At 62.8% G+C, this 25840-nt stretch carries 27 protein-coding genes and 4 tRNA genes; 11 read left to right on the forward strand and 20 right to left on the reverse strand.

The genetic code is table 11. From position 1 onward, the window contains the following. Positions 1-51: 51 nt before the first annotated feature. Together RA25_RS08080 and RA25_RS08085 are read left to right on the forward strand one after the other, a co-directional pair. Positions 52-714: an NnrU family protein gene (locus RA25_RS08080; protein ID WP_039171395.1), complete on the forward strand. Its 663-nt coding sequence runs from the start codon at positions 52-54 to the stop codon at positions 712-714. Between the two features lie 62 nt (positions 715-776). Further along, on the forward strand, positions 777-1295 hold the full coding sequence (locus RA25_RS08085; RefSeq protein WP_039152494.1) for a DUF2478 domain-containing protein: 519 nt from the start codon (positions 777-779) through the stop codon (positions 1293-1295). A 131-nt stretch (positions 1296-1426) separates the two neighbouring features. On the opposite strand, the gene RA25_RS22645 is transcribed toward RA25_RS08085, so the two are convergent. Then, positions 1427-1510, reverse strand: a tRNA-Tyr gene (locus RA25_RS22645). A gap of 120 nt (positions 1511-1630) precedes the next feature. Here RA25_RS22645 and rlmB point away from each other — a divergent pair. The 3 genes from rlmB to RA25_RS08100 all read left to right on the forward strand — a co-directional run bounded on the left by rlmB (position 1631) and on the right by RA25_RS08100 (position 3640). Continuing rightward, on the forward strand, positions 1631-2407 hold the full coding sequence (gene rlmB, locus RA25_RS08090; protein ID WP_039171397.1) for a 23S rRNA (guanosine(2251)-2'-O)-methyltransferase RlmB: 777 nt from the start codon (positions 1631-1633) through the stop codon (positions 2405-2407). Positions 2408-2501: 94 nt separating this feature from the next. Beyond that, positions 2502-2963 (forward strand): YHS domain-containing (seleno)protein, encoded by a 462-nt coding sequence (locus RA25_RS08095; protein ID WP_039171400.1) that lies wholly within the window; start codon positions 2502-2504, stop codon positions 2961-2963. Between the two features lie 206 nt (positions 2964-3169). Further along, complete coding sequence (locus RA25_RS08100) at positions 3170-3640, forward strand: CoA-binding protein (RefSeq protein ID WP_019294641.1); 471 nt, start codon at positions 3170-3172, stop codon at positions 3638-3640. Between the two features lie 239 nt (positions 3641-3879). On the opposite strand, the gene RA25_RS08105 is transcribed toward RA25_RS08100, so the two are convergent. The 3 genes from RA25_RS08105 to RA25_RS08115 all read right to left on the reverse strand — a co-directional run bounded on the left by RA25_RS08105 (position 3880) and on the right by RA25_RS08115 (position 5420). Next, on the reverse strand, positions 3880-4197 hold the full coding sequence (locus tag RA25_RS08105; RefSeq protein WP_039171401.1) for a phosphoribosyl-ATP diphosphatase: 318 nt from the start codon (positions 4195-4197) through the stop codon (positions 3880-3882). Between the two features lie 11 nt (positions 4198-4208). After that, entirely contained in the window at positions 4209-4970 is a 762-nt protein-coding gene (hisF, locus tag RA25_RS08110; protein ID WP_019294639.1) for an imidazole glycerol phosphate synthase subunit HisF, read from the reverse strand. 135 nt (positions 4971-5105) lie between these two features. Beyond that, on the reverse strand, positions 5106-5420 hold the full coding sequence (locus tag RA25_RS08115; protein WP_039171404.1) for a hypothetical protein: 315 nt from the start codon (positions 5418-5420) through the stop codon (positions 5106-5108). 144 nt (positions 5421-5564) lie between these two features. On the opposite strand from RA25_RS08115, the gene RA25_RS08120 reads away from it, so the two are divergent. After that, entirely contained in the window at positions 5565-6011 is a 447-nt protein-coding gene (locus RA25_RS08120) for a DUF302 domain-containing protein (protein ID WP_039171407.1), read from the forward strand. A 2-nt stretch (positions 6012-6013) separates the two neighbouring features. On the opposite strand, the gene RA25_RS08125 is transcribed toward RA25_RS08120, so the two are convergent. After that, the gene (locus RA25_RS08125) at positions 6014-6301 is read right to left on the reverse strand and encodes a hypothetical protein (protein WP_019294637.1); all 288 of its coding nucleotides are present in this window, start codon (positions 6299-6301) and stop codon (positions 6014-6016) included. Positions 6302-6326: 25 nt separating this feature from the next. Then, positions 6327-7049, reverse strand: coding sequence for a 1-(5-phosphoribosyl)-5-[(5-phosphoribosylamino)methylideneamino]imidazole-4-carboxamide isomerase (gene hisA / locus RA25_RS08130; protein ID WP_039171411.1), 723 nt, complete (start codon positions 7047-7049; stop codon positions 6327-6329). A 135-nt stretch (positions 7050-7184) separates the two neighbouring features. On the opposite strand from hisA, the gene RA25_RS08135 reads away from it, so the two are divergent. Further along, a complete protein-coding gene (locus RA25_RS08135; RefSeq protein ID WP_019294635.1) occupies positions 7185-7571 on the forward strand; it encodes a DUF2147 domain-containing protein in 387 nt (128 codons plus the stop codon). A 17-nt stretch (positions 7572-7588) separates the two neighbouring features. On the opposite strand, the gene RA25_RS08140 is transcribed toward RA25_RS08135, so the two are convergent. Further along, complete coding sequence (locus RA25_RS08140) at positions 7589-7840, reverse strand: WGR domain-containing protein (protein ID WP_039171413.1); 252 nt, start codon at positions 7838-7840, stop codon at positions 7589-7591. Positions 7841-7947: 107 nt separating this feature from the next. Continuing rightward, a complete protein-coding gene (locus RA25_RS08145; protein ID WP_039171416.1) occupies positions 7948-8484 on the reverse strand; it encodes a peroxiredoxin-like family protein in 537 nt (178 codons plus the stop codon). Between the two features lie 102 nt (positions 8485-8586). Between RA25_RS08145 and RA25_RS08150 the strand changes: the two genes are divergently transcribed. Then, complete coding sequence (locus tag RA25_RS08150; protein WP_039171418.1) at positions 8587-9318, forward strand: AraC family transcriptional regulator; 732 nt, start codon at positions 8587-8589, stop codon at positions 9316-9318. 65 nt (positions 9319-9383) lie between these two features. On the opposite strand, the gene hisH is transcribed toward RA25_RS08150, so the two are convergent. Next, positions 9384-10022, reverse strand: coding sequence for an imidazole glycerol phosphate synthase subunit HisH (hisH, locus tag RA25_RS08155; RefSeq protein ID WP_039171420.1), 639 nt, complete (start codon positions 10020-10022; stop codon positions 9384-9386). A 1-nt stretch (position 10023) separates the two neighbouring features. Continuing rightward, positions 10024-10611, reverse strand: a complete 588-nt coding sequence (hisB, locus tag RA25_RS08160) for an imidazoleglycerol-phosphate dehydratase HisB (RefSeq protein WP_039171453.1) — start codon at positions 10609-10611, stop codon at positions 10024-10026. A gap of 193 nt (positions 10612-10804) precedes the next feature. Here hisB and RA25_RS08165 point away from each other — a divergent pair, with 193 nt between their 5' ends. Next, positions 10805-11044, forward strand: coding sequence for an Lrp/AsnC family transcriptional regulator (locus tag RA25_RS08165; RefSeq protein ID WP_019294629.1), 240 nt, complete (start codon positions 10805-10807; stop codon positions 11042-11044). 371 nt (positions 11045-11415) lie between these two features. On the opposite strand, the gene RA25_RS08170 is transcribed toward RA25_RS08165, so the two are convergent. The 7 genes from RA25_RS08170 to RA25_RS08200 form a co-directional block, all read right to left on the reverse strand. Next, complete coding sequence (locus tag RA25_RS08170) at positions 11416-12768, reverse strand: aminotransferase (RefSeq protein ID WP_039171424.1); 1353 nt, start codon at positions 12766-12768, stop codon at positions 11416-11418. A gap of 152 nt (positions 12769-12920) precedes the next feature. Beyond that, positions 12921-12995, reverse strand: a tRNA-Gly gene (locus RA25_RS08175). A gap of 144 nt (positions 12996-13139) precedes the next feature. After that, positions 13140-13214, reverse strand: a tRNA-Gly gene (locus tag RA25_RS08180). A gap of 90 nt (positions 13215-13304) precedes the next feature. Then, positions 13305-13718 carry a very short patch repair endonuclease gene (locus tag RA25_RS08185; protein ID WP_039171426.1) on the reverse strand — a complete coding sequence of 138 codons (414 nt, stop codon included), beginning with the start codon at positions 13716-13718 and terminating at the stop codon, positions 13305-13307. Beyond that, complete coding sequence (locus RA25_RS08190) at positions 13703-14605, reverse strand: NaeI family type II restriction endonuclease (protein ID WP_039152517.1); 903 nt, start codon at positions 14603-14605, stop codon at positions 13703-13705. The genes RA25_RS08185 and RA25_RS08190 overlap by 16 nt, the downstream gene beginning before the upstream one ends. A 48-nt stretch (positions 14606-14653) precedes the next feature. Then, positions 14654-15613, reverse strand: coding sequence for a DNA cytosine methyltransferase (locus tag RA25_RS08195; RefSeq protein WP_019297439.1), 960 nt, complete (start codon positions 15611-15613; stop codon positions 14654-14656). Between the two features lie 143 nt (positions 15614-15756). Further along, positions 15757-15831 (reverse strand) — tRNA-Gly (locus tag RA25_RS08200). A gap of 119 nt (positions 15832-15950) precedes the next feature. Between RA25_RS08200 and RA25_RS08205 the strand changes: the two genes are divergently transcribed. Then, positions 15951-16172 carry a hypothetical protein gene (locus RA25_RS08205; RefSeq protein WP_019298321.1) on the forward strand — a complete coding sequence of 74 codons (222 nt, stop codon included), beginning with the start codon at positions 15951-15953 and terminating at the stop codon, positions 16170-16172. 213 nt (positions 16173-16385) lie between these two features. Here RA25_RS08205 and RA25_RS08210 read toward each other — a convergent pair whose 3' ends face one another. The 3 genes from RA25_RS08210 to RA25_RS08220 all read right to left on the reverse strand — a co-directional run bounded on the left by RA25_RS08210 (position 16386) and on the right by RA25_RS08220 (position 23178). Next, positions 16386-19829 (reverse strand): pyruvate carboxylase, encoded by a 3444-nt coding sequence (locus RA25_RS08210; RefSeq protein WP_039171430.1) that lies wholly within the window; start codon positions 19827-19829, stop codon positions 16386-16388. Between the two features lie 322 nt (positions 19830-20151). Next, positions 20152-21297: an alpha-hydroxy acid oxidase gene (locus RA25_RS08215; protein WP_039171431.1), complete on the reverse strand. Its 1146-nt coding sequence runs from the start codon at positions 21295-21297 to the stop codon at positions 20152-20154. Between the two features lie 81 nt (positions 21298-21378). Continuing rightward, positions 21379-23178 carry a sensor domain-containing diguanylate cyclase gene (locus tag RA25_RS08220; RefSeq protein ID WP_039171434.1) on the reverse strand — a complete coding sequence of 600 codons (1800 nt, stop codon included), beginning with the start codon at positions 23176-23178 and terminating at the stop codon, positions 21379-21381. A 206-nt stretch (positions 23179-23384) separates the two neighbouring features. Here RA25_RS08220 and RA25_RS08225 point away from each other — a divergent pair, with 206 nt between their 5' ends. Continuing rightward, positions 23385-25742, forward strand: coding sequence for an ATP-dependent helicase (locus RA25_RS08225; RefSeq protein ID WP_039171436.1), 2358 nt, complete (start codon positions 23385-23387; stop codon positions 25740-25742). The last annotated feature ends 98 nt before the right edge of the window (positions 25743-25840 follow it).

The raw sequence follows: 25840 nt of genomic DNA on the forward strand, positions 1-25840 counted from the left end.
CAGCCCGCCTATAGCTGCACAGAAGACTGATCTATATCCGGAGAGACCCTGATGGGCTGGCTTGAATTCACCGCCGCGCTGTTGCTGTTCTTGGCCAGCCACGCCATCCCCGTACGCCCGCCGGTGCGGCCCTGGCTGGTCAGCCGCCTCGGCCTGCGCGTCTATATCGTCGCCTACAGCCTGCTGTCGCTGATGATCCTCGCTTGGCTGGTCGCCGCCGCCGCTCGCGCGCCTTTTGTTGGCGTTTTGCCCTATTGGGAGGGCTTCCGCTGGGTGCCGCTCTTGGTGATGCCGCTGGCCTGCCTGCTGGCTGTGGGTGGCATGATGCGGCAGAACCCCTTCAGCTTTGGCGGGCTTGGCATCAAGCCCTTTGATCCGGCAGCCCCCGGTATCTTGGCTGTAAGCCGCCATCCGCTCCTGGCGGCGATGGCGCTTTGGGCCGGGGCGCACCTGCTGGCAAACGGCGACCTGGCGCATGTGATCCTGTTCGGCCTCTTTGCGGGCTTTGCCTGGATGGGTATGGCGCTGATCGACAAGCGCAAGCAGCGTCAAATGGGGCAGGGGGAATGGCGCCGCCTCAGCCGCGATACCGCACGGCTGAACCTGCTGCGGCTGCGCCCAAAGGCTAGTGAAGCCGCGCTGGCCGCTGCGGTGTTCCTGGCGCTTTTGCTGCTGCACGCCCCTGTCATCGGCTACAACCCGCTGCCCTGGTAGGGGTTGACCCCGGCGCCCGCATGACCACCTATGAAACGACACGAGACCGGAGAATAAGACCGATGCACCTAGCCTATGTGATGACCGAAGAACGCGGTGCCACGGACCGCTTGCTGAGCGAGCTGGCCGAACGGCTGCAGGCCAAGGGGATCCGCCTGGCCGGCATCGTGCAGACCAATGTGGAATGCTACGACAAGGAGCTGTGCGACATGGATGTGCGGGTGCTGCCCGCAGGCGAGACCATCCGTATTTCGCAATCCCTTGGCGCTGGCGCCCGCGGCTGCCGCCTGAACCCGGAGGCGCTGGAACAGGCGGTCGGGCAGGTCTCTGCCACCCTGCAGACGGACCCGGCACCGCAGCTGATGATCGTCAACAAATTCGGCAAGCATGAAGCCGACGGGCGCGGCATGCGGCCCATCATCGGCGAGGCGCTGGCGCTGGGAATCCCGGTTATTTCCGGTGTCAACAAGATGAACGTGGAGCCGTTCCAGGCGTTTGCCGACGGCATGGCGGTCGCGGCAGGCCCGGGTCTGGATGCACTGGCCGAATGGGCAGAACAGGCCGTGGCCGAAACTGCCTGAGTGGCGGATTCTCTATTCAAATCAAAGTAAAGGCCTGCGAAGCTCACGCGGGCTTTTTGCTGTGCGCACAGCGCGCGGCCTGTCCAGCCTGCTGCTGAACCACCATCGTCATATCTGACATAGAGAGAAGATGGTGGGCGACCCTGGAATCGAACCAGGCGTGCGTCTCCGCGAGGGAGTTACAGTCCCCTGCCACACCTTGCGGCCTGTCGCCCACTGTCAGTTGCTTGTTGCACCTGATGTGGAGGCGTGATTACAAGCAGGCCAAAGGGGCGTCAACCGGAAAAACGCAAGTTTTTCGCGTGCCTCGAAATTTCTTTCTGCCGGAGAGCAAAATGTCCAAGAAACCCAAATGGGTCGTCGAAAAAGAACAGTCCAAGAAGGCCGCCGCGGCAGAAACCGTATGGCTGTTCGGGCTGCATGCGGTGCGCGATGCGCTGCTCAATCCCAAGCGTGAAAAATTGCGGCTGATGGTGACCATGAACGCGCAGGCGAAACTGGCAGATGCCATTTCTGACTCCGGCATCGAGGCAGAGGTCATCGACCCGCGAAAGTTCAACCCGCCAATCGACCCGCAGTCGGTGCACCAGGGGGCGGCGCTAGAAGTGAAACCCTTGAATTGGGGCGGGCTGGCAGAGAACTGCATTGGCCGTGAAGCGCCCCGCGTGCTGCTGCTGGACCGGGTCACCGACCCGCATAACGTCGGCGCCATTCTGCGCTCTGCCGAGGTGCTGGGCGCCAGCGCGGTCATTGGCACCCGCCACCATTCGGCACCGGAAACCGGCGCTCTGGCCAAAACCGCCAGCGGCGCGCTGGAGCGCCAGCCTTACCTGCGGATGCGCAACCTCGCCGACACCATCACCGAACTGCAGAATATGGGCTTTGTCGTGCTGGGTCTGGATGGCGAGGCGGAGCAGACCATCGAAACCGCGCTGGCGGGTAAGCAGCACCTGCCGGTGGCGCTGGTGCTAGGGGCCGAAGGGCCGGGCCTGCGCCAGAAGACCAAGGAAACCGTCGATGGCCTGGTCAAGATCGACGCTGCGGGCGGTTTTGGATCGCTCAATGTCTCCAACGCAGCCGCCATCGCCCTTTACGCCTCCATCGCCCGCTGACGCGACCCGCGTCACACCCTGTTCACATCTGCGTATGCTGCCTTTGCAAAGCGCGGCCTGTGCGGCAGACTCGCAGGGTTGCTGCAAGTAGTGAATGGAGTGCAATGTGATCCTGCGTCTGGTCCTGATGGCTGCCGCGGTGCTGTTCTTGTCCATGCCGGATACGGTGCGGGCCGAACCAGCGGTGTTTTCCTCCCGCTCAGGGGTGGCCATTGGCGGATATGATGCGGTTGCCTTCTTTGAACGCGGCGCGGCTGAGCAGGGGCGGCGCAGCCATGCTGTAATGTGGAAGGGAGTCGTCTGGCGCTTTGCCTCCGCCCGCAACCAGGCGCTGTTTGAGGCCAACCCGCGCGCCTATGCCCCCGCCTTTGGCGGCTACTGCGCCTATGCCATGTCCAAGGGGCAGCTGCACGAAGGCAATCCGCAGCTGTGGGCGATCGTTGATGGAGACCTGTATCTGCTGAATAACAGGCGGGTGCTCGTTCTGTGGCAGGCAGATACCGCCCAGATGATTGCCGCCGGGCACATCCACTGGCCTGCAATCCTGCGAAAATAGCTTGTCACCTCACAATTGCGTGACAGCCCCTTTTATTTTTCAATGTGTGACCCATATTCAATACAGACTGCGGAGTGGAACCACCGCAGATCTTTTTCACTGTCCCTCGTTCCATACCTAGCGCCCGGTTCTTCCGGGCGCTTTTTTGTTTGCTCAGCTCCGAATCCGGCTTTGCGGCGGGTGGCACCGCAGCTAGGGTACGCGGCATGACAGATTACAGCGATGAGCATCTCAAGAAGGTCCTGCAGCGTGCCAAGACAGTGGCCGTGGTGGGCGTGTCGATGAACCCGGTGCGTCCCAGCTACTATGTGGCGCGCTATCTGGGCCTCAAGGGCTACCGTGTGATTCCGGTGAACCCCGGCCATGCCGGCAAGATGCTGTTTGGAGAGGCAGTACGGTCCAGCCTTTCGGATATTGATCTGCCTGTGGACATGGTCGACATCTTCCGCCGCTCAGAGGCAGTGCCGCCCATTGTCGATGAGGCGCTGGAGGCCTTTCCCAAGCTGCAGACCATCTGGATGCAGATCGGGGTTGAACACACAGAGGCCGCCGCCAAGGCCGAGGCGCGCGGCGTCACCGTGATCCAGAACCGCTGCCCCAAAATCGAATACCAGCGCCTGTTTGGTGAGCTGCGCATGGGTGGCTTTGCCACCGGGATCATTTCCTCGAAACTCTGACGGCTGGCGCGGGGCAAGGCGCTCCCGCCCGCTGCTGCCGTCCTGCAGGGCGGCCTTCACGGCTGGGCCGGGCGCCGCTGCGCGGCGCGTTTTCCTTGCTGAGAAGCCCCGATGGGCAGGTTTGCCCGTCAGGGCCTTGTCGATTGTGTTTTCTGTAGCGCCTCAAGGGCACGCCGCGCTGGCGCGCGGAGGCTGCGCCTCCCTTGACCCGCCGCCGAAAGCTCCGCCTTGGCCTCGGATCAGCTCTTGGGGCGGCTGGCTTTCTCGGCGATGCCGCTGAGGCCCTGGCGCTTGGCCAGCACCTGCAGGACATCCTCCAGCGCCACGTCCCGGGCGGCCAGCATCACCAGGAAATGATACAGAACATCGGCCCCTTCAGAGGCGAGCTTGGCCTTGTTATCCTTCACCGCCTCGATGATCGCCTCAATGGCTTCCTCGCCGAATTTCTCGGCGCATTTCTCCGGCCCTTTGGCCAGCAGCTTGGCCGTCCAGCTGGTCTCCGGATCGGTGCCCTTGCGGGACAGGATGGTGGCTTCGAGATCGTGCAGCAGGCTCATCACATGCCCCTTCAGTTCAGCCGCATCGGGATGCCGGCGGCGGCCATGTGGTCCTTGGCTTCCTGAATGGTGTATTCGCCGAAGTGGAAGATCGAGGCCGCCAGCACCGCGCTGGCGCCTCCCTTGGTCACGCCTTCTACGAGGTGATCCAGGTTGCCGACGCCGCCCGAGGCGATCACCGGCACGTCCACCGCATCGGAAATCGCCTTTGTCAGCGGCAGGTTAAAGCCGGACTTGGTGCCGTCGCGGTCCATCGAGGTCAGCAGGATTTCACCGGCGCCTTTGGCTGTCACCAGCCTCGCAAATTCCACCGCGTCGATGCCGGTGGGCTTGCGGCCGCCGTGGGTGAAGATTTCCCAGCGGCCCGGCTCCACCGTCTTGGCATCAATGGCGCAGACAATGCACTGGCTGCCGAACTGGTCTGCGGCTTCGGCAATCACGTCCGGGTTTGCCACTGCGGCCGAGTTGAAAGAGACCTTGTCAGCACCCGCCAGCAGCAGCGCGCGCACATCTTCCTTGGTCCTGACGCCGCCGCCCACGGTAAGCGGCACGAAACACTGCTCGGCGGTGCGCTGGACCATGTCGAACATGGTGCCTCGGTTTTCATGGGTTGCGTGAATATCCAGAAAGCAGATCTCATCCGCGCCCGCCGCATCATAGGCCTTGGCGCATTCCACCGGGTCGCCCGCATCGCGCAGGCCGACAAAGTTGACGCCCTTGACCACGCGCCCGTCAGCGACGTCGAGACAGGGGATGATGCGGGTTTTCAGCATGGATCGTGCCTTTCAAGCTGCTTGCCCCGTGGGTACGCAAACCAAAAGGCAAGCGCAACAGATATGGCGGGGGATGCGCGTTTTGGTCCAGGCATGCGGAACTGCGCTGAGTTTATGTTAGACCGGTTGCTGCGTTCATCTAAGCTTCCGAAAGGCCAGGAAAACAGCCAGCCCAAGGAAGCAGGGCACGGCAAAAGGCAGCAAGAGCATGTTCAGGATGAACGGCCATGTAAGAAAGTTACCGATGGCTTCCAAGAGCTCTGGGCTGCAATTCGTCCAGCCGACCTTTATGTGATTGCCACCGCATCCCTTAATAACAACCATGTTGAGCAGCACTAGCAGCCCCATCAAGAGTGGAGCCAGAGCAATGCCTTTGGCTTTTCTCGGGGCTGCAAAAAGGAGTGCGGCAGCCGTGAATAGGGGTGCCCCTACGAAAATGAAATCCTTCAAGTGTTGACCCAAAACCTCAAAATTTTCTCTGCCTCCTAATGAGGCCGGGAGAATAAGAATATTCTAGTGCCGGAAACGTGATTTGATGCTGGCGCTTTGTTAGCCAGATTTCAATGACGTGTATGACTGATTGGAGCTGATGTTATGAAAAAATATCTTTCCCTCGCAGGCGCCGTTGCGCTCGCCTCTGCACTCCCCGCCGCCGCTGAACTGGTGACTGTGCAAAGCCAGAAATCCGTCGGTGAAACCATGGATGCGCTGCAGGCCGCGGTGGAGGGTGCGGGCGCAACTGTCTTTGCCCGGGTGGACCATGCCGCAGGCGCGCAGAATGCAGCACTGGAGCTGAGCCCGTCCCAGCTGCTGATCTTCGGTAATCCGAAACTCGGCACTCCGGCGATGCAGGCAGACATGCGGGCGGGGCTCTACCTGCCGCTCAAGGTGCTGGCGTATGAGGATGGGGACGGCCAGGTCTGGCTGACCTATCAGGATCCAGGCGAAATGCTCTCTGGCCTCGACGTTCCTGCCGATGCTGAATTTATCGCCAAGATGCAGGGCGCCTTAGGCAAGCTGACCGCAAAAGCGGCCGAGTAGCCTCAGCGCCGCGCTGCCAGATAGCGTGACAGCGCAATCGCCAGCCCCCACAGCAGCCCGGCCCCCATGGAGACCGGGCCAAAAATCAGCGGCCCCCAGGCGGCAAGGACCCCCATGGTATAGGCGGTCTCACCCAGGTCCTGGCCCAGCACCACGCAGGGGTTGGCAAACCCTTCGTGAATTTCGCAATCAAAGCCAAACCCCAGCAGCATCACAAAGGCAATGCACAAGAGCCACAGGACAATCGGCCCAATGGTCAGGATGGCCAGAACTCGGCGGACAAGGCGCATGGGTTTTCCCTTCGCCAGTAAGGTGTCAGGCTTTCAGAACCGCCAGCGCCTCTTTCAGGTCAATGGCGCCATCATAGAGCGCCCGGCCTGAAATCGCACCATTGAGAGGCGCGCCGCAGGATTTCAGCGCCCTGAGGTCATCCAGCGATGACACGCCGCCGGAGGCAATCACCGGAATGCTGACCGCATTGGCCAGATCGGCGGTGGCTTCCACATTCGGGCCCTTCATCGCACCGTCGCGCAGGATGTCGGTATAGATGATCGCGGCAACGCCCGCGTCCTCAAATGATTTGGCGAGGTCGGTGACCATCACGTCGGTCTCCTCGGCCCAGCCCTTGGTTGCGACCTTGCCGTTGCGCGCATCAATACCGACCGCGACCTTGCCGGGAAACTCCCGCGCCGCCTCGCGCACGAGGTCCGGGTTCTCCACCGCCACGGTGCCCAGGATGACCCGCGCCAGGCCCTTGCTGATCCATCGCTCGATGGTCGCCATGTCGCGGATGCCGCCGCCCAGCTGTGCGGGCACCTTGGTCTGCTTCAGGATCTCCTCGACCGGCGCCGCATTCACCGGTTCGCCGGCAAACGCGCCGTTCAGGTCCACCAGATGCAGCCACTCACAGCCCGCCTCGACAAACTCCAGTGCCTGCTCGGCGGGGTTGTCATTGAACACAGTGGTCTTGTCCATCTCGCCATGCAGCAGGCGCACGGCCTGGCCGTCTTTGAGGTCAATCGCGGGGTAGAGGATCATCCGGGCGGTCCTTCGTGAAATCAAGCTGGCGGTGTATTGCACAACGTAAGGGCAGATTGCAACGCGACCCGAAGTCAACCTTGCCTCAAAGACGGCATCAGGGACAGGCTGCCTGAAAAACAGGGAGGAAATGGAATGAAACATCTTCTGGCAGGCATTGCTGTCGCCTTGGGACTGGCAGGCGCCGCAGCGGCGGATCCGGTGCTGGGTGTCTGGAAGACGGAAGCAGATGACGGCTCCTATGCTCATATCCAGATGGCGAAATGCGGCGCAGCGGTCTGCGGCAAGATCGCCCGTACCTTCAACAGCGAAGGCGAGTACAAATCTCCGAACATCGGCAAGACGCTGGTGATCGACATGGTGCCGAACGGCGACGGCTCCTATGAGGGCAAGGTATGGCGCCCGTCCAACGACAAGATCTACACCGGCAAGATGGATCTGTCGGGCAGCTCTCTGGCCTTGCGCGGCTGCGTCGCGGGCGGGCTGATCTGCTCCAAGCAAACCTGGACCCGGGTCCAGTAAGCACCTGAAGGCTGCCGCTACAGCAGCCCCAGCTGCACCGGGATCGGCGCATAGCCGCGTTTCAGCTGCCGGTCCCGGAAGCGCTCGAATACTGCTTGCGCCTCGGCCTGCGCCGCGAAATAGGTCCGCTTCTGTGCGCCGCCCGGAGCATTCAGAGGCCCCGAGACACGCTCAACACACCAGTCGCCGAACAGCGTCGGCGTCAGGCTCAGCAAGCAATACCGGTGCTTGCCTTCGGCGTGGTCGTATTTCTCGAAACGGATGTGCAAGGGGGCTGCCGCAGTGACAAGAGGTCCGCCCCGTATGCCTCGAAGCGGACCCCTTGTCTATTGTTCAATCCGGCGAATTGCACCGGCCCCGGCGGCAGCTGCGGCGCTTACACCTCACCGGTGTATTCACCGCGCGCCGGGTAGTTGTTGGGGATGGCAAAGTCCAGCGCCGCCACCAGTTCCGAAAAGTGCGGGCGCACAAACGGCATCGTTTGCACAGACCCGTAATAGAGCGTCTGCTCCGGCGTCACCATGAACAGGCCGGGCTCGGAGAACAGCGCCGGCTCCTCGATCCCGATCGAGGTCTTGCCGCGCGACGTGGAGATATAGAGCCCCCATTCGCGCGCCACGCTGAGCGGCAGATCATAGCCGAACCGCAGTTCCTTGGCCTCGATCTTGTCGGCCATCGCGCGGGTGCGCTCCTCGCCGTCGGAGCTGATCGCGATGCAGTTGACGCCGCGCTCGGCAAAGGCCGCAACCTTCTTCTCGAACTCTTTCAGATAGGTGGCGCAGATCGGGCAGTGCAGACCGCGGTAGAAACAGATCACGGTGCCGCGCTCGGCCGTTTCCGAGGACAGGTCAAACTGGCCGTGGTCCAGCGTCGGCAGGGTCAGGTCCGGGGTCTTCTGGCGGGGGATCAGCATGTGAATGGTCCTTGTGAGTGGTGTGAGTGGTGGTGCTTGCCTGAAGGTATCGCGCAGCTTATTGTCGCATAAATCCGAAAAACCTGATGGAAACACCGGAATATGGACCGCCTCACGACCTTAATGGACCGTTTCCAGCTCGCCGTGCAGGCTGCTGCCCCGGGCCGGGCCAACCTTATTGCCCTAGCGGAAGCGGCAGGGCAGCCGGCGCAGATCCTCTACAGCACCCGCGGACCGTTGGCGGATCCGGCTCTGGGCGCGGTCATGTGGGCGGCGCGGGTGGAATGGTCGGGGCAAAGCAACCCGTTCCTGGCCGCTCTGCCGCCAGTGGTGGAGTATGACGTGTCCGGCAATGCCGAGGCGCAAGGGCTGGTACGGCTGATGCGCGATGAGGCTGAAGGCCAGCACTGCGGCGCGCAATCGGTGATCAACCGGCTGGGCGAGGTTCTGATGGTGCGCCTGTTGCGCAACCAGATCCAGAAAGGCGCGACAGAGCCGGGGCTGCTGGCGGGCCTCGCCGATCCGCGCCTCAGCCGCGCCATCGTGGCGATGCATGATCACCCCGGCAGGCTCTGGACCAATGCCGATCTGGCGCAGGAGGCGGGGTTGTCGCTGTCGCGCTTTGCGGAACTCTTCGCGGCAGAGGTGGGCGAAACCCCGATCGGCTACCTGCGCCGCTGGCGGCTGATCCTGGCGCACCAGGACCTTGCGCGCGGCGATAGGGTGGAGGCGGTGGCACGCCGCTATGCCTATACCAGCCCCGAGGGCTTTACCCGCGCCTTCCGCAAGGCCTATGGCGTCGCGCCGGTTTCGCTGAGGACGGCTGCTGCATAGCGCCCCTAACTGCACCTTTGCTCTAATACTCCCGCCGGAGGCCACGGCGCGCCAGCGCCGTCCCCTTACGGTTTCCAGGTCAGGAAGTTGCCGATCATCCGCAGCCCGGTGACTTGGCTTTTCTCCGGGTGGAACTGCATTCCCACCATCGTGTCGCGGCCGATGACCGCGGTCACGTCGCCGGCGTAGTCCACATGCGCCAGCCGTTCCGCCGGGTTCGCCACGCGGAAATGGTAGGAATGCACAAAATAAACGTGATCACCGCTCTGGATGCCGTCAAACACCGGGTGGGAGTGATCGATTACCAGATCGTTCCAGCCCATATGCGGCACCTTCAGGGAGGCATCCGCGGGCGTGATCTTCACCACATCACCACCAACCCAGCCGAGGCCCGGTGTCTCCTGATACTCATGCCCGGTGGTCGCCATCAGCTGCATGCCGACGCAGATACCCAGGAACGGACGGCCCTTCTGCTCCACCGCCTCGACCAGAGCGTCATAGATGCCCTTGTGGCCGCGCAGTTCAGCCGCGCAGGCAGGGAAGGCGCCATCGCCGGGCAGCACCAGCCGGTCGGCCTTGGCCACCACATCGGCATCAGAGGTTACCACGACCTCTCCCGCATCCATCTCCCGCGCCATGCGCTGGAACGCCTTCTCGGCCGAGTGCAGGTTGCCGGATTCGTAATCGATAATTGCGGTCAGCATCTCAGAGCGCGCCCTTGGTCGACGGAATCGCATCCGCCTTGCGCGGATCGGTCTCCACCGCCAGCCGCAGCGCGCGCGCCACAGCCTTGAACGCCGCCTCGGCGATGTGGTGGCTGTTGAACCCGTGCAGTTGGTCGATGTGCAGGGTGATGCCGCCATGGGTGCTCAAGGCTTGAAAGAACTCGCGCACCAGCTCGGTGTCGAACGCGCCGATCTTCTGGGTCGGCAGCTCCACATTCCAGATCAGGAAGGGGCGTGCCGACAGGTCCAGCGCACAGCGCACCTGGGCGTCATCCATCGGCAGGTGGCACTCGCCGTAACGGCGGATGCCTTTCTTGTCCCCCAGCGCTTGCACCAGCGCCTGACCCAGCGCGATGCCGGTGTCCTCCACCGTGTGGTGGTCGTCGATGTGGTAATCGCCCTTGGCGCGAATGGTCATGTCGATCAGCGAATGGCGCGCCAGCTGGTCCAGCATGTGGTCGAAAAAGCCAACCCCGGTCTGGTTGTCGTAAACCCCGGTGCCGTCGAGGTTGATCTCGACAGAGATTTCGGTCTCCGCGGTCTTGCGGGTCACTTTGGCGGTACGCATCAGCGGCTTATCCTTCGTCATGCTGCAAGAACTTCAATTCTGCCTGGGCGCTTATAGGGCGGGCAGGGGGCATGGCTCAAGTGCGGCATTGTGCAAGGGGGGGCAACCTGTTGCAGCAATCCCGGTCTCTTGCGCCCGCCTGCGCCGCGTGCGAGCTTGGGCGAAAATCCGTGACCATTCAAAAGGGCCGCCCATGTCCACCTGCGTCTTTGTTCAGATCCGCTGCAAACCCGGCACCACCTACAAGGTGGCCGAGGAGATTGCCCTGCGCGAAATCCATTCTGAGCTTTACTCCACCAGCGGCAACTTCGACCTGCTGATGAAGCTCTACATTCCATCGGGCGAGGATGTTGGCAAATATATCAACGACCAGCTGTTGCAGATCGACGGGATCGAACGGTCGCTGACCACCATGACCTACAAGGTGTTCTGAAAGGTCAAAGAAAGCCCCCCGCAGCTGCCCGGGCTGCGAGGGGCATTGAGGGTCCCCGGTCCCCAACGGAACTCGTGACCGGAACAGGTGCCCGGTCTGCTGTCAGCAGGCTGAGATTCGGCGCAGAGCGCTTAAGCGGTCACAAAACGGACCCTTGCAGTGGTATCTCTGGCAGATGGACCGGCAATGCCGGTGCGGCGTGTCATAATTAAAATCTCGGTCTGAAACAAACTGTGTGAAGTGTAGCGGATTTGAGCAGAAAAATCGACCCGCTTGACGAGGGGTGATTAACCTCTTGCGCAGCAGACACTTAACGGAAAACGCCCCGGACAGGCCGGGGCGTCTCACGGAAATTTGTCAGGTCGCTGGCTTCAGCCTGCAATCAGCCCCTGCGCCTTCAGCTCCTCATAGGCGCTGTCGACCGCGGTTTTCATCCGCGCCAGCATGTCATTGACCTCTTCCTTGGTAATAATGATCGGCGGGCACAGCGCCAGCGCGTTGCCAGCCACCGCCCGCAGGATCAGCCCGTTTTCCTGGCAGGCCTTCTGCGCGGCGGCGCCTGCGGCCCCTTTGTCAAAGCTGGCGCCGGTGGTCTTGTTCGACACCAGCTCCAGCGCCGCAATCAAGCCCTTGCCGCGAACTTCGCCGACCAGCGGATGATCAGTGAAAACCTCGCGCAACTGCGCCTGCATATAGGCACCCACTTCGGCGGCGTGCTCGAACAGGTTGTCACGCTCATAGATTTCAAGCGTCTTCAGCGCCGCAGCGCAGGCCGCCGGGTGGCCCGAGTAGGTGTAGCCGTGGCCGAAGACGCCGACCTCATTGGTCTGGTCGATCATCGCCTCGTACATGTAACCGGGAATGACCGAGGCGGAGATCGGGAAATAGGCAGAGCTCAGCTGCTTGGCGAATGTCATCAAGTCCGGCTTGATGCCCATGGTGGTGCAGCCGAAATCGGCGCCGGTCCGGCCAAAGCCGCAGATCACCTCATCGGCCCAGACTAGAATGCCATGCTTGCGCAACAGCGCCTGCAGCTTCTCGTAATAGCCTTCCGGCGGCACGATCACGCCGGACGCGCCGGTGATCGGCTCGACAATCATCGCTGCGATGGTGTCGGGGTCCTCGGCCAGGATCTGCTCTTCCAGGTTATGGATGATCCGGTCGACAAACTGCTCCTCGGTCTCATTGCCCTGGCGACCGGTGTAATAATGCGGCGCGTCAGAACGCAGAATGTGCAGCGCTTCCAGCGGCGCGTCGAAATGCGCCAGATTCGCGGGCAGGGAGGTCAGCGAGCCGGCGGCGACAGTCACACCGTGATAGCCGCGCTCGCGGGTGATGATCTTGCGCTTCTCCGGCTTGCCGATGGCGTTGAAGTAATAGCGCAGCATCTTGTAGTGGGTGTCATTGGCGTCCGAACCCGAGTTGCCAAAGAAGATATAGGCATCCTCCACCGGCACCATCGCCTTCAGCTTCTCGGCCAGCTCCATGATCGGCTTGTGGGTCTTGCCGCCGAATGTGTGGGTGAACGGCAGCTTGTGCAGCTGCTCGGTGATCGCGTCCATCACCTCAGTATTGCTGTAGCCCAGCGAGGTGCACCACAGGCCTGCCAGCCCTTCGATATATTTGTTGCCGTCGGTGTCATAGACATGGATGCCTTCGCCGCGGTCCAGGCACAGCTGTTCGGTCGCGGTGAAATTGGTGGTGGGGTAGATGACTGGGGCCATGGCCAAACTCCTGCGATGATCTGCCCGTGAGCATTGTTTGGCAGTAGCATTGGCCTGTTTTTCAGCCCGCGTCAAAGGAATTTGATCAAATTTCACAAGGGCGCTAGAAAAAGCGAAAGGCCGCCCTGGAAGGCGGCCTTTTCGTTTCCCGATGGAGCGGGCGATGAGATTCGAACTCACGACCCTTACCTTGGCAAGGTAATGCTCTACCCCTGAGCTACGCCCGCGCTGCCATCCGGTGACGCGGTGAATAGGAAATCCGCGCGCAACCCGCAAGCGGAAAATGAAAGGATGGTGAAGAAAATACCGCCGATGCCGCGGCGCAGAAAAGCGAAAGGCCGCCCCGGAGGACGGCCTGTTCCGCTTTCGAATGGAGCGGGCGATGAGATTCGAACTCACGACCCTTACCTTGGCAAGGTAATGCTCTACCCCTGAGCTACGCCCGCGCTGCCATTCGGTGAGGCGGTGTTTAGGGTTTTCCCAATCGGGCCGCAAGAGGAAATTTTCAGAACCGCGCAAGTATCTGTGGATAATCGTTATTCTTCGTTTCTAAGGAACTCCGCGAGGCGGATTTCCAGTGCAGCAAGATCCTTGGTCTCGCATTCCCAGATTGTCAGCACCTGCCAGCCCGCCGCCTGCAGGGCGGCCAGATGCTCCGCGTCACGTTCCGCATTGCGCAGCAGCTTGGGTTCCCAATAGTCGCGGCGCGTTGCCGGGATGCGCCCGTCGCGGCAGTCATGCAGATGCCAGAAGCAGCCATGCACAAAGATCACCTTGCGGCGCGGCCCGAACACCAGATCCGGCTTGCCCGGCAGGTCTTTGCGGTGCAGGCGGTATCGGATGCCCATCCCATGCACCATCCGCCGCACCAGCATTTCCGGCTTGGTGTTCTTGGCGCGGATCTTTGCCATATTGGCGCTGCGCCGTTCCGGTGTCAGCTTGTCGGCCACGCGATGGGATGCCCTGATTGTCCGGCCATGCGGGCATGGTACTCCGTTTCAATCCGGCAGGAAATGAATTCGCTGGCCGCACAGGGCGGCAGATCCAGCGCCTTGATCAGCTGGGCATCCTTGCGCCCCTCCAGCACCACAATCTGCTCCCGCCCCAGAATGTCGCGGGTGCCATGGCCGCCGTCGGCGCGGATGCGGCGCATGAAATCCTTCTGCTGCGCCACCGCCTCCACCGCAGCGCGGGGAATCGGGCGGCGCTGCATCAGCCGGAACAGTGTGGCCATGCGGGCGTTGCCTGTGTCGCAGCCAAATATCTCCTCGACTGCATCCGCATCTGCAGTGCGCCAGAAGTTGGCGGGGTAGGGGTGGTCCTTCAGCAGCCATTGGATGTGCTTGAACCCTTCGGCAGAAATGGTGCGCTTAGCATCCTTGTTCTGGCCTGCGGTCAGATACTCGGGCCGCGCCACGATCAGCCCCAGATAACAGCGCGCCCGCGCCTCGTCCGCGGCCACCAGCAGGCAGGCGCTGCCCACCGCTTCGGTTGGGATCATCCAGTTGCTGCCCATGGTGTGCTTGATGTCCACGTCATGGCCCAGGATCACGGTATCCAGCCGTCCCTTCCGCAGGCCGAGCAGCGCCCGCAGTTCAATCTCCACCCGGGTGCCGATGTATGTCTTCTCGGTCTTCTCCAGCTCTTCGTAGGACCGCCGCCCGGTCTTGGGCGTCATGATCACATCGTCGATGCAGTCGCGCAGCATGAAGGCCACGTCATGCTCAAGTGCCAGCAACCCGCCGGCGCGCTGGGTGATCTCCATCTCAAGGTGGAGCAGAACGTTGAAATCCTGGTGGTCGAAATCAACAAGGCTGTCGGGAATGTTCTGTTTCATGGCTGCTGCTGTCCAACGATCCGCAAGACAGCGGGGGCAGGAAACGGATTACGCCCGCACGGCATGCAGCTTCGGCTTGGCAATCGCCGCCTTCAACTCCCGCGCCACCGCCTCTGCCACCGGCGGCGGGAAGGCGTTGCCCACCTGGCGGTAGGCATTGGTCTTGGCGCCGGTGAAATGCCATGAGTCCGGAAACCCCTGGATACGCGCGACCATCCGCACCGTCAGACGCGGCATGTCGTTGTGGAAGGGATCCGGCGCCTCATTCGCAATGGTGCGTCCTTCAACCCCCAGCGCCGCCCAGGCGCGCCGCGCACGGGTCGGACCCAGATCGGGCCCCCCGTGTTTCTTGGAGCCGCCGACGATGGTTGGCGCGATCTCATCTGCTTTGGCGGCCCAGTCGTCCGCCCCGCGCCAGCCGCGCTCCTTCATCAGGTCCACTAGGGTTGCGCCCACGGTCGGCGGATTGTGCGGCAGCGGCTCAGGCCAGTTGAACTGGCTGGCAAATTCCTTGCGCAGGGCAACAATTGCCACCCGTGGCCGCAGCTGCGGCACGCCGAAATCGGAGGCATTGAGCAAGCGCCAGTCGGTTTCATAGCCCAGTTTCGAGAGCTGTTTCTTCAGCTTTTCGCGGTAGTCATGAAACACCGCATCCAGAAAGCCGCGCACGTTTTCAATCATCACCGCGCGAGGGCGGGTAGCATCGACGATCTCAATCGCATCATCGAACAGGTTGCGCTCGTCCTTCTCGCCCAGCTGCTTGCCCGCGACCGAAAACGGCGGGCAGGGCAGGCCGCCGGCCAACAGGTCGATGCCTTTGTAGTCGCCCGCGACGTCCTTGAACTTGCGCACGTCCTCTTCCAGCACGTTCCACGCGGGGCGGTTGTGGCGCAGGGTGGCGCAGCAGTGCTTGTCGATCTCAACCAGCGCCGTGTGGTCAAAGCCCGCCGCCTCGAGACCGAGGGCCTGGCCGCCCGCACCTGCGCATAGTTCTACCGATGTCAGCATTCTGCTCTGCCCGCCCGTTTCTGTTCTTGCTCTGTTCCTATGCGGTAAAGCGATTCCGCACAAGGTTTTCTGCACCCGGCCAGACTATGCGGAAATGCTGAAAAGCGAAAGGCCGCCCTAAGGGCGGCCTGTCCGTTTCCCGATGGAGCGGGCGATGAGATTCGAACTCACGACCCTTACCTTGGCAAGGTAATGCTCTACCCCTGAGCTACGCCCGCGCTGCCATCCGGTGAGCGGTGAAATAGGGTCTCGGGGGCTAAGCTGCAAGAGGAAAATCGGCAATGGAAGAAAAAAATCTGCATCGGCAGCGACGGAAAGCCAAAGGACGTGCGTTTGATTGGCGAAGAAGAAGATTTTCAGGGAGATTGAGCCCATGCCGTGCAAGGATTACCTGCGGATCGCCAGCTTGGCGGCCGCGATTGCCCTGGGGCTATTTGTGCACAGTGATCATCACTTCAGCACACCTCAGGCGGACAGCTGGGCGGGGCAGTTCGAGGCGGTTAAGCCAGTGCAGGTTGAAACCATGACCCTGCCGGCTCCAGCCGCCTTAAAGGCCTGACAGCGAAGCAATCCGTTTCCCGGCGCGGGAAACGGCCAAAATCCTGCGAGGATTTTCGGCTGCCGGCGACGCCGGTTTTCCGCGCCGGTAAATTGGCCGGAATTCGCGCCGAATTCCGCCTCCTGAAAACGCGCCGAATTCCGCCTCCTGAAAAAAAGAAAAGGGCGCCCCGCCATCCGGCGGGACGCCCTCTGTTGAGTTCAGCCTTGCAGCTTATTCCAGCTCGACCAGCAGGTCCTTGGCGTCAATCTGGCCGCCGGCCTGAACATGCACCGCCTTCACCACCGCGTCGCGCTCGGCGTGGATGCCGGTCTCCATCTTCATCGCTTCGATGGTCAGCAGCATATCACCTTCATGCACTTGCTGGCCCACCTGAACCGCGACAGATGCCACAACACCGGGCATCGGTGCGCCGACGTGGTTCGGGTTGCCCGCTTCCGCCTTGGGGTTGGCCTGGGTTGAGGCCTTCACCAGACGGTTCGGCACCCGGATCACCCGCGGCTGGCCGTTCAGCTCGAAGAAGACCTTTACTTCGCCCTTCTCGTCGGTTTCGGAAATCGCCTGCAGGCGGATTTCCAGGGTCTTGCCCGGATCAATCTCGGCGGTGATCTCCTCACCCGGCTCCATGCCATAGAAGAAGGTCTTGGTCGGCAGGGTGCGCACCGGGCCGTACTGGCGGTGGCGGCCCATGTAGTCCAGGAACACCTTGGGATACATCAGGTAGCCGTTCAGGTCCTCGTCATCGACGGTGAAGCCTTCCAGCTGCTTGGAGAGATCCGCACGGACCGCCTCCAGGTCAACCGGCTCCAGATGCGCGCCGGGGCGCTCGGTGTTGGGCGCTTCGCCCTTCAGCACCTTGGCGACGATGCCGTCCGGGAAGCCGCCCGGAGGCTGGCCCAGGTTGCCGCGCATCATGTCGACGACCGAGTCAGGGAAGGCGACATCGGTCTTCGGATCTTCAACCTCATCGCGGGTCAGACCCTGGGAGACCATCATCAGCGCCATGTCGCCAACCACCTTGGACGACGGCGTCACCTTCACGATGTCGCCGAACATCTGGTTCACGTCGGCATAGGTCTGCGCCACGTCGGCCCATTTCTCTTCCAGACCCAAGGAGCGCGCCTGCGCCTTCAGGTTGGTGAACTGGCCGCCCGGCATCTCGTGCAGGTACACTTCCGAAGCCGGGGCTGCGAGGCCGCTTTCAAACGCCGCATACTGCGCCCGCACCTGTTCCCAGTAGCCGGAGATCTCGCGCACCTTGGCGATGTCGATGCCGGTGTCGCGGTCGGTGTTGCGCAGCGCCTCGACAATCGAACCCAGGCAGGGCTGCGATGTGCCGCCACTAAAGGCGTCCATTGCCGCGTCCACCGCATCGACGCCGGCATCTGCCGCCGCCAGGATGGTTGCGCCGGCCACGCCGGAGGTGTCATGGGTGTGGAAGTGGACCGGCAGCCCGACCTCTTCCTTCAGTGCCTTGACCAGCTGGCGGGCAGCGGCAGGTTTCAGCAGGCCCGCCATGTCCTTCAAGCCCAGAATATGGGCGCCGGCGGCTTCCAGCTCTTTCGCCATGCCGACATAGTACTTGAGGTCGTACTTGGCGCGGTTCGGGTCCAGAATATCGCCGGTATAGCAGATGGTGCCTTCGCAGACCTTGCCGCTCTCGACCACTGCATCCATCGCAACGCGCATGTTCTCGACCCAGTTCAGCGAGTCAAAGACACGGAACACGTCGACACCGGTGGCTGCCGCCTGACGCACGAACTCCTGCACCACATTGTCCGGATAGTTGGTGTAGCCGACGCCGTTGGAGGCGCGCAGCAGCATCTGGGTCATCAGGTTCGGCATCCGCTCGCGCAGGTCGCGCAGGCGCTGCCAGGGGCACTCCTGCAAAAAGCGGTAGGCCACGTCAAAGGTCGCACCGCCCCAGCATTCAACCGAGAACAGCTGATTGAGATGCTGCGCATAGGCCGGCGCCACCTTGATCATGTCGAGCGAGCGCATCCGGGTCGCCAGCAGGGACTGGTGGCCGTCGCGCATCGTGGTGTCGGTCAGCAAGAGCTGGCGCTGCGCCTTCATCCAGTCGGCCACTGCCTGCGCGCCCTTCTGCTCCAGCAGGTTACGGGTGCCATAGGGCAGGTTGCCCACGTCGGCCTTCGGCGCGCGCGGCTCTTTCAGGTTGGCAGCGGGGGCTGCGCGGCCTTCTGTCTCCGGGTGGCCGTTCACGGTGATGTCCGCGATATAGGTCAGCACCTTGGTGCCGCGGTCGCGGCGCTTCTTGAACTGGAACAGGTCCGGGGTCTCGTCGATGAACTTGGTGGTGTATTTATTCGACAGGAAGGTCGGGTGCTTCAGCAGGTTCTCGACAAAGGCGATGTTGGTGCTGACACCGCGGACCCGGAATTCGCGCAGCGCGCGGTCCATGCGGGCAATCGCCTTCTCGGGCGTCGGCGCCCAGGCGGTCACTTTGGTCAGCAGCGAGTCATAATAGCGGGTGATCACGCCGCCCGCATATGCGGTGCCGCCGTCCAGGCGGATGCCCATGCCGGTGGCGGAGCGGTAGGCGGTGATGCGGCCGTAGTCCGGGATAAAGTTGTTCAGCGGATCCTCGGTGGTCACCCGGGTTTGCAGCGCATGGCCATTCAGGCGGATGTCGCCCTGGCTGGCTTTGCCGGTGGCTTCGGCAATGGTCTTGCCTTCCGCAATCAGGATCTGCGCCTGCACGATGTCGATGCCGGTGACCTCTTCGGTCACGGTATGCTCCACCTGTACCCGCGGGTTCACCTCGATGAAGTAGAACTTGCCGTCGTTCATATCCATCAGGAATTCGACGGTGCCTGCGCATTCATAGTTCACATGCTGGCAGATCTTGCGGCCCAAGTCGCACAGTTCCGCACGCTGCTCTTCGCTCAGATACGGGGCAGGGGCACGCTCAACCACTTTCTGGTTGCGGCGCTGAACCGAGCAGTCGCGCTCATACAGGTGGTAGATCTCACCGTGCTTGTCGCCAAGGATCTGAACCTCGACGTGACGGGCGCGGGTGATCATCTTTTCCAGATAGCCCTCGCCGTTGCCAAAGGCGGCTTCCGCCTCGCGGCGGCCTTCCAGCACCTTTTCTTCCAGTTCCTTTTCGGCGTGGATCGGACGCATGCCGCGGCCGCCGCCGCCCCAGGAGGCTTTCAGCATCAGGGGGTAGCCGATCTCTGCCGCTTCCTTGCGGATCGCGTCCATATCGTCGCCCAGCACCTCGGTCGCCGGGATGACCGGCACGCCGGCCGCAATCGCCACCTTGCGGGCCGAGGCCTTGTCACCCAGCGCGCGCATGGTTTCGGCCTTGGGGCCGATGAAGGTGATGCCGTTGCGGGCGCAGGCATCCACGAAATCCGGGTTTTCCGACAGCAGGCCGTATCCGGGGTGGATCGCATCGGCGCCGCTTTCCTTGGCGACGCGGATGATCTCGTCGATCGACAGATAGGCCGCAACCGGCCCCATGCCTTCGCCGATCCGGTAGGCTTCATCCGCCTTGAACCGGTGCAGGCCGAGCTTGTCCTCCTCGGCATAGACGGCGACGGTGCGTTTGCCCATTTCGTTGGCGGCGCGCATCACGCGGATCGCGATCTCGCCACGGTTGGCAATCAGGATTTTTTTGAAGTCGGTCATGTCACCCTCGGGGTCCGTGCAAGTTGGTGCAGTGTTAGGCGGATATTATCGAACCGCACAACAGTAGTTCTGGGTATTTCCGGCATGATTGCGCTCTCAAGCGGCTTGTCCTTTCCTTTCTGGCCTCGTTTTCGGGGAGGCCTGACTTTGCAACTAACCGCATTGCTTGGCGCTAACATTTGCAGATTCTGCAGAAATTCTGCGCATGCAGCATGGTTTTGTAACTTTTTTTGTTGCGGCGCAGCGCAAAGTGACGCTGCGGATGCGTCATTTTGGCGCAATTCGTGCAAATTCACGCAAAAAGCGCCGGCGGGGTGCGCAATCAGCCCAGTTGACGGGTTTGCAATCCGCGTGCCCCGACCAGGCTGGACAGGCCCAGCTGGCCCATGTTGGCCTCCAGGTCCTTGGCCAGGATGCTGATCAAATGGTCCGGCCCGGCATCGCCCAAGGCAGCCAGCGCATAGTGGAAGGCGCGGCCCAGCATGATGAAGTCCGCCCCCAGTGCCAGCGCCCGCAGGATGTCCAGCCCGCCCCCGATGCCGCTGTCAAAGATCACCGGCACGCTGACAGCGTCGCGGATCTCCGGCAGAAGGCTGATGGCGGGCGGGCAGCCGTCGAACTGGCGGCCGCCGTGGTTCGACAGCCAGATCGCATCCGCGCCGGCCTCCTGCAGCCGCTGCGCATCCGCGGCCCGCTGCACACCCTTGATGATGAACGGTCCGTCCCAGTTGCGCCGCAACCAGTCGACATAGGCCCAGTCCGGAGAAGTCCGCAGCAGGTATCCGATATGCGCCGTTGGCGGCAGGTTGTCCTGATCGCCGCTGATGTATTTGTCCAGCGTCCGCATATGCGGCATGCCAGCCCGCGCCATCCCCAGCGCCCAGGCGGGCCGCGTGGCAATCTGTGCCAGCAGCCGCGGTGTCAGCCGCGGCGGCTGCGTCAATCCTGAGCGTGTCTGCCGCTCCCGGCGCGAGGCCACCGGCACATCCACGGTCAGAACCAGCGTGCGGAACCCGGCGTTCTGCGCCCGCGCCAGCATGTCAGCGCGGATGCCCTCATCCTTTGGCGGGTACAGCTGGAACCAGGCATTTTCCCCCAGATGCGGCGCCAGATCCTCAGGCGATTGGCTCGCGACGGTGGACAGGCAATAAGGAATGCCAGCCGTTCTGGCGCTGCGGGCCAGGATGCCCTCCGCATCCGGCCAGATCAGCCCGGACATGCCGACAGGAGCGACCCCGAAGGGGAAAGCGTGCTTCGTGCCCAGCAGATCAACGGACAGGTCGGTCTCCAGCGGCCCGTGCAGCACCGAGGGCAGCATGCCGATCCGGTCCAGCCCGGCGCGGTTCTGCGCCTTGGCGGATTCAATGCCTGTGCCGCTGTCCAGATACTCCCAGACAAACTTGGGCAGCCGCTGCCGGGCGCGGCGTTTCAGGTCATCCAGGCCCGGATATGTCTGATGCAGATCCATCTGCGCATTGGTACGCGCCGTGAACGATTGTGCAAGGCAAAGCGCCGGCGCCTGCAATTGGCGCCGGCGGCCAGCCGAGGCTTACGCCGCGCCTTTCTGCCGGTCCTCAGCATCCTCTGCGCTGTCTGCAACTGGCAGCGCTGCCGGGTTGCGGGGCAGGGGGCTGGCGCCTTCGGCGACGCAGACCTGGTTGCGGCCCTTGGCTTTCGCCTCATACAGCGCCTCATCCGAGGCGCGCAGCAGATCCTGCGGCATGGTGCCATGGGCCGGGTAATGGGCCACCCCCAGTGAGATCGAGATCCGCGGCAGCGCCTTTTCACCATAGCGCACCACCACGTCCTCAATGGACTGGCGCAGCAGCTCCGCCTTGGTGACCGCATCGTCCGGGCTCACGCCCGGCAGCAGCAGCGCAAATTCCTCACCGCCGGGGCGGCAGGCCACCTCATCGCCATCGCAGGCCTGCTCCATCGCGGCGCCAACAGCGCGCAGCACCATGTCGCCGGCATCATGGCCGTGGTTATCGTTGAACTTCTTGAAGTGATCGACGTCGATCGACACCACGCTCAGCGGCTTGCCGCTGTTCTGGCTGGCCCCCACGAACTTGCGCAGGGATTCGGTCATGTGGCGGCGGTTGAACAGCCCGGTCAGCGAATCGCGCACCGACTGGTCGTGCAGCTGATCGCGCATCTTCACGTTGGCAATCGCCATGCTGATCTGCTCGGCGCACATCTGCGCCAATTGCTTGCAGCCGGCAAAATCCCCGGCCCGGCTGGGACGCGCCCGCAGATGCATCAGGCCCACCGTCTCGCCATGCGCCAGAATCGGAAAGCAGAAATAGGGGCGCCCGTCGTGCGGTTCTGCATGGGCACAGGTGAACTCGACTTCCGAGGCGCCGAACTCATAGGTCCGCCCGCGGCGCAGGCCCCAGCACTCGCCTGGCTGGATATGGTCCTTGTGGCTGCCGCCGTTCCAGCTGGAGCATCCATCCAGCACATCACGCGAATTAGAGAACACATAGATGCTGCCTTCTGCATCCGGCAGCAGATGGCCCATGAACTCCGACACCATGTCAAACAGCTCACCCAGTGAGCGGCAGGATTGCAGCCACTCGTTCAGTTCTCCCAGCAGCTTCACCTCCCGCGCCAGTTGCAGCTGGTTCGCCATTGCCTCCTGATCGCGGGCAGAGCGTTCCTCAACCTGGCGCAGGCTGCGGCGGTTGGCCTTGAAGACGACAACCGACACGATGGTCATCGCCGCCACTGTCACCAGCGAAATCAGCGCCAGCGAGATCCGGACGCGGGTGATGAAGGTGTTCCGGATATCGGTGATGTCCGAATAGAACTCAATGGCGCCAATGAAAATGCCGTCGTGCAGCACCGGGGAATAAACCTCTGCCACCTCGCGCTCCGGGATCGACCCGTCCGCATTGGCCGCGGTGCGCAGCCCGTCCACCTCTGTCGCGGGCTTTTCCTCATGCTTGTAATAAACCAGCCCTTGCGAGACGACGGACTGAAAATACGGCTTGGTGTTGCGCTCACCGATTTCCTCGGGCCGCGTCGACCAGAAGATAGTGCCATCCGCCTCAAACAGTTTCAGCCGGTACACATCCGAGGTTTCCGGCACCAGGCCCAGGTATTCCTGGTCGTGCTCATCCAGATCACCCAGCACAAAGGCATCCTTGCTGTTATCAAGATGCAGCAGAACCGCCCGCCGCCAGGTGTCGGCCTGCTTTCGCAGGTCCGCTTCCAGCATCCGGTCCACAATGGGTGCCGGCACAGAATAGACCGCCCAGGCGCTCAGGCCGGCCGCCGCCAGCAGCAGCGGCAGCATCGAAAATGTTTTGAGCTTGGATATCAGCTTCCGGGCCGTCCCCTGTGTCATGGTGGTCCTCTGGCATTGGGCGTTTGCGCTAGAATTGCGCGTTAGCCTTTACAGAACATGAAGACACCGGCCTGCGCTTGTGCCGAATAGGCAAAATGCAAGCAAAAGCAGGCCTTGACGCCGGGCGCGGATACTACGGGCGGACAAGTGAACAGACTGTGAACGTCCTCTTTCCGCCGGACCTGAATCACGCTAGGATCACGGCCATGAGCAGTTTTGACGAAATGGACGCCTTTGAGGGCGCATCGCTGTCGTCCCGCGCCATGGGCGCGCGGGTGATGCCCTATTTGGACACGCTGAATCCCGCCCAGCGGGAGGCGGTGGAATGCCTCGACGGACCGGTGCTGATGCTGGCCGGCGCCGGAACCGGCAAGACCAAGGCGCTGACCACCCGCATCGTGCATCTCCTCAGCACCGGCCGCGCGCGCCCGAACGAGATCCTGTCGGTGACCTTTACCAACAAGGCCGCCCGCGAGATGAAGGAGCGGGTGGCAGGCATGCTCGGCCAGGCGGTCGAAGGCATGCCCTGGCTCGGCACCTTCCACTCGATCTGCGTCAAGCTGCTGCGCCGCCATGCTGAGCTGGCGGGGCTGAAATCGAACTTCACCATTCTCGACACCGATGACCAGATCCGGCTGCTGAAACAGCTGATCCAGGCCGCAGGCATAGACGACAAACGCTGGCCTGCGCGGATGCTGGCAAACATCATCGACGATTGGAAAAACCGCGCCCTGACGCCGGAGAAGGTCCCCGCAGGCGACGCCAGCGCCTACAACAACCGCGGCACCGAGTTCTACGCTTTGTATCAGACCCGCCTGCGCGAGCTGAACGCGGTCGATTTCGGCGACCTGCTCCTGCACATGGTGACGATCTTTCAGAAACATCCGGACGTGCTGGAGCAGTACCAGCGCTGGTTCCGCTACATCATGGTGGACGAATACCAGGATACCAACGTCGCCCAGTACCTCTGGCTGCGGCTGCTGGCCGGCGCGCACAAGAACGTCTGCTGCGTTGGCGACGATGACCAGTCGATCTACGGCTGGCGCGGCGCCGAGGTCGGCAACATCCTGCGGTTCGAGAAGGATTTTCCCGGCGCCATGGTGGTGCGGCTGGAGCAGAACTACCGCTCCACCGGCCATATCCTCGCCGCCGCCGCGGGCGTCATCCGCGGCAATGCCGGCCGCCTGGGCAAGGAGCTGTGGACCGACGCGGGCGATGGCGAGAAGGTCCGCCTGATCGGCCATTGGGATGGCGAGGAAGAGGCCCGCTGGATCGGCGAAGAGATTGAATCGATGCAGCGCGGCACCCGCGGGCAGGCGCCCATCGGCCTCAACAGCATGGCCATCCTGGTCCGCGCCTCCCACCAGATGCGCGCGTTTGAGGACCGCTTCCTCACCATCGGCCTGCCGTACCGCGTGATCGGCGGCCCGCGCTTTTATGAGCGGATGGAGATCCGCGATGCCATGGCCTATTTCCGCGTCGTGGTCTCCCCCGATGACGGCTTGGCTTTTGAACGCATCGTCAACACCCCCAAGCGCGGCCTTGGCGACAAGGCGCAGCAGACCATCCAGATGATTGCCCGCGAGAACAACGTCTCGCTGGTGGAGGGCGCCCGGCTGGCAGTTGAAGGCGGCCATATCAAGGGCAAGGGCGCAGGCAAGCTGCGCGAACTGGTCGAGGGCATTGCCCGCTGGGGCCGCATGGCCGGCGACGCGGACATCACCCATATGGAGCTGGCGGAGATCATCCTCGACGAGTCCGGCTACACAACCATGTGGCAAAACGACAAAAACCCGGATTCGCCCGGCCGGCTGGAGAACCTCAAGGAGCTGGTCAAGGCGCTGGAAAGCTTCGAGAACCTCCAAGGCTTCCTCGAGCACGTCAGCCTGGTGATGGACAATGACAAGCAGGACGCGGATGAGAAGGTCTCGATCATGACCCTGCACGCCGCCAAGGGCCTGGAGTTTCCCGCTGTTTTCCTGCCGGGCTGGGAGGATGGGCTGTTCCCCTCGCAGCGCTCGATGGACGAAAGCGGCCTGAAAGGCTTGGAGGAAGAACGCCGCCTGGCCTATGTCGGCATCACGCGGGCAGAGCAGATCTGCACCATCTCCTTTGCCGGCAACCGCCGGGTGTTCGGCCAGTGGCAGTCGCAGCTGCCCTCCCGCTTCATTGACGAACTGCCGGAGGAGCACGTCGAGGTGCTGACTCCGCCGGGCCTCTACGGCGGCGGCTACGGCGCGGCGGCTCCAGGTGCCGCACAAGTCCGCTCCACCATCGACGAGCGCGTGGCACAGGCCGACGGCTACAACTCCCCCGGCTGGAAACGGATGCAGGCCCGTGCAGGGCAGTACGGCATGTCTCAGCCCAAGGAGAGCAGGAACACGGTGATCGACCTCACCGCCACCTCCAGCTTCACGATGGGGGAGCGGGTGTTCCACCAGAAGTTCGGCTATGGCGCCATCACCGGCATCGAGGGCGACAAGCTTGAAGTGGACTTCGAGAAGGCAGGCCCCAAGAAAGTGGTGGCCAAGTTTGTGACCGCCACCGACGACGTGCCGTTCTGAAACATCCATCTGCATCGGGATGACCGCCGGATCGGATCGCGCAGCGATCCGATCCGGGCGCAGGCGCGGCGGGCAGCACTGCTGCCCGCCGCGCCTGC

The sequence above is a fragment of the Leisingera sp. ANG-S5 genome (assembly GCF_000813925.1).
Taxonomy (GTDB): domain Bacteria; phylum Pseudomonadota; class Alphaproteobacteria; order Rhodobacterales; family Rhodobacteraceae; genus Leisingera.

Bases quoted from the DNA above. Each gene is read 5' to 3' on its own strand.
- RA25_RS08195 (WP_019297439.1), bottom strand. From the start codon at position 15,613: ATGCTGACATCGGTAGAACTATGCGCAGGTGCGGGCGGCCAGGCCCTC.
- RA25_RS08120 (WP_039171407.1), top strand. From the start codon at position 5,565: ATGAAAAAATATCTTTCCCTCGCAGGCGCCGTTGCGCTCGCCTCTGCA.
- RA25_RS08215 (WP_039171431.1), bottom strand. From the start codon at position 21,297: ATGGATCTGCATCAGACATATCCGGGCCTGGATGACCTGAAACGCCGC.
- RA25_RS08085 (WP_039152494.1), top strand. From the start codon at position 777: ATGCACCTAGCCTATGTGATGACCGAAGAACGCGGTGCCACGGACCGC.
- RA25_RS08145 (WP_039171416.1), bottom strand. From the start codon at position 8,484: ATGCTGATCCCCCGCCAGAAGACCCCGGACCTGACCCTGCCGACGCTG.
- RA25_RS08095 (WP_039171400.1), top strand. From the start codon at position 2,502: ATGGAGTGCAATGTGATCCTGCGTCTGGTCCTGATGGCTGCCGCGGTG.
- hisA (WP_039171411.1), bottom strand. From the start codon at position 7,049: ATGATCCTCTACCCCGCGATTGACCTCAAAGACGGCCAGGCCGTGCGC.
- RA25_RS08100 (WP_019294641.1), top strand. From the start codon at position 3,170: ATGACAGATTACAGCGATGAGCATCTCAAGAAGGTCCTGCAGCGTGCC.
- RA25_RS08220 (WP_039171434.1), bottom strand. From the start codon at position 23,178: ATGACACAGGGGACGGCCCGGAAGCTGATATCCAAGCTCAAAACATTT.
- RA25_RS08225 (WP_039171436.1), top strand. From the start codon at position 23,385: ATGAGCAGTTTTGACGAAATGGACGCCTTTGAGGGCGCATCGCTGTCG.
- RA25_RS08135 (WP_019294635.1), top strand. From the start codon at position 7,185: ATGAAACATCTTCTGGCAGGCATTGCTGTCGCCTTGGGACTGGCAGGC.
- hisF (WP_019294639.1), bottom strand. From the start codon at position 4,970: ATGCTGAAAACCCGCATCATCCCCTGTCTCGACGTCGCTGACGGGCGC.
- RA25_RS08170 (WP_039171424.1), bottom strand. From the start codon at position 12,768: ATGGCCCCAGTCATCTACCCCACCACCAATTTCACCGCGACCGAACAG.
- RA25_RS08190 (WP_039152517.1), bottom strand. From the start codon at position 14,605: ATGAAACAGAACATTCCCGACAGCCTTGTTGATTTCGACCACCAGGAT.
- hisB (WP_039171453.1), bottom strand. From the start codon at position 10,611: ATGCGTACCGCCAAAGTGACCCGCAAGACCGCGGAGACCGAAATCTCT.
- RA25_RS08105 (WP_039171401.1), bottom strand. From the start codon at position 4,197: ATGAGCCTGCTGCACGATCTCGAAGCCACCATCCTGTCCCGCAAGGGC.
- RA25_RS08210 (WP_039171430.1), bottom strand. From the start codon at position 19,829: ATGACCGACTTCAAAAAAATCCTGATTGCCAACCGTGGCGAGATCGCG.
- RA25_RS08125 (WP_019294637.1), bottom strand. From the start codon at position 6,301: ATGCGCCTTGTCCGCCGAGTTCTGGCCATCCTGACCATTGGGCCGATT.
- RA25_RS08150 (WP_039171418.1), top strand. From the start codon at position 8,587: ATGGACCGCCTCACGACCTTAATGGACCGTTTCCAGCTCGCCGTGCAG.
- rlmB (WP_039171397.1), top strand. From the start codon at position 1,631: ATGTCCAAGAAACCCAAATGGGTCGTCGAAAAAGAACAGTCCAAGAAG.
- hisH (WP_039171420.1), bottom strand. From the start codon at position 10,022: ATGCTGACCGCAATTATCGATTACGAATCCGGCAACCTGCACTCGGCC.
- RA25_RS08165 (WP_019294629.1), top strand. From the start codon at position 10,805: ATGTCCACCTGCGTCTTTGTTCAGATCCGCTGCAAACCCGGCACCACC.
- RA25_RS08080 (WP_039171395.1), top strand. From the start codon at position 52: ATGGGCTGGCTTGAATTCACCGCCGCGCTGTTGCTGTTCTTGGCCAGC.